General features: G+C 75.6%; 3 protein-coding genes. All 3 read left to right on the forward strand.

Translation table 11 applies throughout. The features are described 5' to 3' along the window. The first annotated feature begins 124 nt into the window (after nucleotides 1–124). The 3 genes from FOE67_RS21765 to FOE67_RS21775 all read left to right on the forward strand — a co-directional run bounded on the left by FOE67_RS21765 (nucleotide 125) and on the right by FOE67_RS21775 (nucleotide 2,583). Nucleotides 125–1,732 carry a DUF2637 domain-containing protein gene (locus tag FOE67_RS21765; RefSeq protein WP_323385256.1) on the forward strand — a complete coding sequence of 536 codons (1,608 nt, stop codon included), beginning with the start codon at nucleotides 125–127 and terminating at the stop codon, nucleotides 1,730–1,732. 132 nt (nucleotides 1,733–1,864) lie between these two features. Next, nucleotides 1,865–2,359: a hypothetical protein gene (locus tag FOE67_RS21770; protein ID WP_182666537.1), complete on the forward strand. Its 495-nt coding sequence runs from the start codon at nucleotides 1,865–1,867 to the stop codon at nucleotides 2,357–2,359. Continuing rightward, entirely contained in the window at nucleotides 2,356–2,583 is a 228-nt protein-coding gene (locus tag FOE67_RS21775) for a hypothetical protein (RefSeq protein WP_182666538.1), read from the forward strand. Before FOE67_RS21770 ends, FOE67_RS21775 begins: the two co-directional genes overlap by 4 nt. Nucleotides 2,584–2,837: the final 254 nt, after the last annotated feature.

Raw genomic sequence — 2,837 nt, forward strand, 5'->3', positions numbered from 1 at the left:
CCCCACCGACACCCCCATCCGACCCCCGATTCCGGACGCACCCGAGGCCGTTTCGGACGCACCCGGGCCCGTTTCGGCGGCGCCCGGCGCGGCTTCGGACGCGTCCCCTATCCCGGGTCGCCGGATGCTCTCCCGCCCTCAGCGGGTGGCCGCCTCCGCCGTCGCGCTGGCCGCCCTCGCCCTGGCCCTCACCGGCCTCTACCTGTCGTTCAACAACGTCGCGAAGTTCGCGCACGAGGAGCTCGGCTTCCACAGCCTGGAGCACGGCCAGCTCTTCATCGGCGGGGTTGACCTGGGCATTCTCACCCTGATCGCGGTCGACCTGCTCCTCGCCTGGCTGGGCCGCCCGGTCACCTGGATCCGCTACCCCGTGTGGCTGCTCACCGCCGCCACCATGGCCCTGAACAGCGCCAGCGCCGCCCCCACCGGCGGGTGGGAGCCGCTGGACTACGTCGCGGTCGCCGCCCACGCCGTCGTGCCCGTCCTCTTCATCGCGATCGTGGAAATCGGCCGGTACGTCATCGACCAGGTCGTGCGGCCCGATCGGGAGCGGACCTCCATCCCCGTCCACCGCTGGCTCCTCGCGCCGGTGTCCACCGCCCGCCTGTACCGGCGGATGCGACTGTGGTCCCTGACCTACGAGGAGATCGTGCGCCGGGACGCCGACCTGCGCGGATACCGCATCTGGCTGGAGCGCCTGTGCGCGGCGGAGAAGCGCAAGCCCACCGCCGACGAGCTGCTGCCGATCACCCTGGCGCCCCACGGCTACACCGTCACCGAGGCCCTGGCGCTGCCGGGGATCCAGGCCGGGGAGGCCGAGGAGCGCAGGCGCGCGGCCGAGGAACGGGAGCGGGAGGCCGAGGTGGCCCGCGCCGAGGCCGACGCCACCGCCAAGGTCCGCAAGGCCGAGGCCCGCAAGACGATCCGGATCGCGGAGATCGCGGCGCAGGCACAGGTCGAGGAGGCCGAACGGGCCGCCGAGGACCAGCGGACCGCCGCCGAGCGGGCCGCCGCCCATCACGGGGAACTGATCGAGACGGCCGAGATGGCCGAGGCCCGCGCCCGCGCCGCGAAGGCCGAGCGCGAGGAGGCCGAGGAACGCGCCAGGCAGGCCGAGGCCGAGGCGGCCGAGGAGGTCGCCCGCCGGGAGACCGCGTTGCTGGAGACGGCGAAGGCAGCCGAGGCCCGCGCCCGCGCGGCCAAGGCGGCCCGCGAGGAGGCCGAGGAGAAGGAGAAGGAGGCCCGGGCCCTGGCGGCGGCCGACACCGCCCGCCGGGAGGCCGCCCTGATCGAGACCGCCGACGCCGCCGAAGCCCGCAAGCGTGCCGCCGAAGCGGACCGCCGCGCGGCCGAGGAGCGGGCCCGCAAGGCCGAGGCCGACCAGCTCGCCGCCCGGCGGGAGGCCGAGGCCCGGCGGATCCGCACCGAGGCCATCGAGGCCGAGCGCCGCGCGATCGAGGCCGCCGCCGAAACGGAGCGGCGTGCCGCCGAGACGCGGCGGGCCATTGCCGAGATCGAGGCCCGCGCCGCCGAAGCCGAGGACGCGGCGCGCCTGACCCCGCGTCAGCGGGCGGTCCGCCGCCTGGCCCGCATCGCCCTCCGGGAGACCGACGGCGATCTCTCCCGCATCCCGCTGGAGCGCATCACCGGCGAGTTCGGCGTCGCGTCCTCCACCGCCAGCGAGTACCGCAGCGAGGCCCACGAGCTGCTGGCCTCCGGCTACCGCCCCTGATCCCGGCTCCGCACGGTCGTCCCCGGCCCCCGGGCAGCACCCCCGCTGCCCGGGGGCCGGGGGCGTGCCGTGGGCCGCCGGGCCCACCCCTTCCCGACCCACGCCAACCCCCCTCACCCACCGGAGACACACGTGGATATCAACGCCCTGTTCACCGATCGCGGCCTACGGGCCTGGTGCGACGACCGCCGTGACCAGCATTTGGAGGACGCCCGGCAGTACGGGCAGCTCGCCGACATCCTGGCCCGCCGCCTGCGGGAGACCTCGATCGAGGGCGATCGGCTGCTGTCCGCGTGGCTGCGGGCCCGCCAGGTCGTGCGCCATCTGCGGGACATGGAGCGCGTCTCGCGCCGCGCGGCCTCCGACGCCGAGGCCCTGCACACCAGCTACCGCACCCGCGTCCTGGAGCTCCCGGCCCGCCGGGAGGCCGCCGCCCTGGCGAAGGATCGGCGCCGGGACAGCCGGGCCCGCCGCAAAGCCCTGCGCGCCAGCACCGCCCGCGCCGCGCAGCAGCTCGGGGACGGCACCGCCACCGGCTACACGATGGCCGCCGGAGCCGAGGGGCAGCAGTCGCTGCCGAAGGTCGCCGACCTGTTCGCCAAGCAGCGCCGCGAGGGAGCCCGATGAGCCAGCCGACTCCGCCGCAGCCGCGGACCCGGGCGCAGAACCAGGCCCGGCACTGGCAGCAGCGTCAGGCCGACGCCGCCGCGCGCGGCCCGGCCGCCGTGGCCAGCGTGTGGTTCGACGCGGCCCGGATGGTCGCCAAACAGCGTGCGCTCAACGGGTCGCCGGAGGTCTGGGACGACCTCGCGAAGACGTTGAAGGCGTTCTACGAACGCCACGCCAGGTGACTCAACGTCACCCATCTTCATCTTCATCACCCGCCCCGGATACGGCCCGGGGCGGGCCCTACACGAGCGCACGCGCACGCCCACGCGTGCGCGCGCGAGGATGACCGATCCCGTGACGCTCTGTCAAGTGCTCTAGGAGGCCCGCATGGCCGATCCGCCGACCCCCGACGACCCCGACACCACCCCCGACACCGGGCCGGGTTTCCCGGCGATCTCGTTCACCGCGCCCCTGCCCGGCACCCCGACTCCGGCAC

Source organism: Streptomyces calidiresistens (assembly GCF_014141525.1).
Classification (GTDB): domain Bacteria; phylum Actinomycetota; class Actinomycetes; order Streptomycetales; family Streptomycetaceae; genus Streptomyces; species Streptomyces calidiresistens.

Coding starts and splice junctions, on each gene's coding strand:
- FOE67_RS21775 (WP_182666538.1), top strand. CDS start 2,356: ATGAGCCAGCCGACTCCGCCGCAGCCGCGGACCCGGGCGCAGAACCAG.
- FOE67_RS21765 (WP_323385256.1), top strand. CDS start 125: ATGCTCTCCCGCCCTCAGCGGGTGGCCGCCTCCGCCGTCGCGCTGGCC.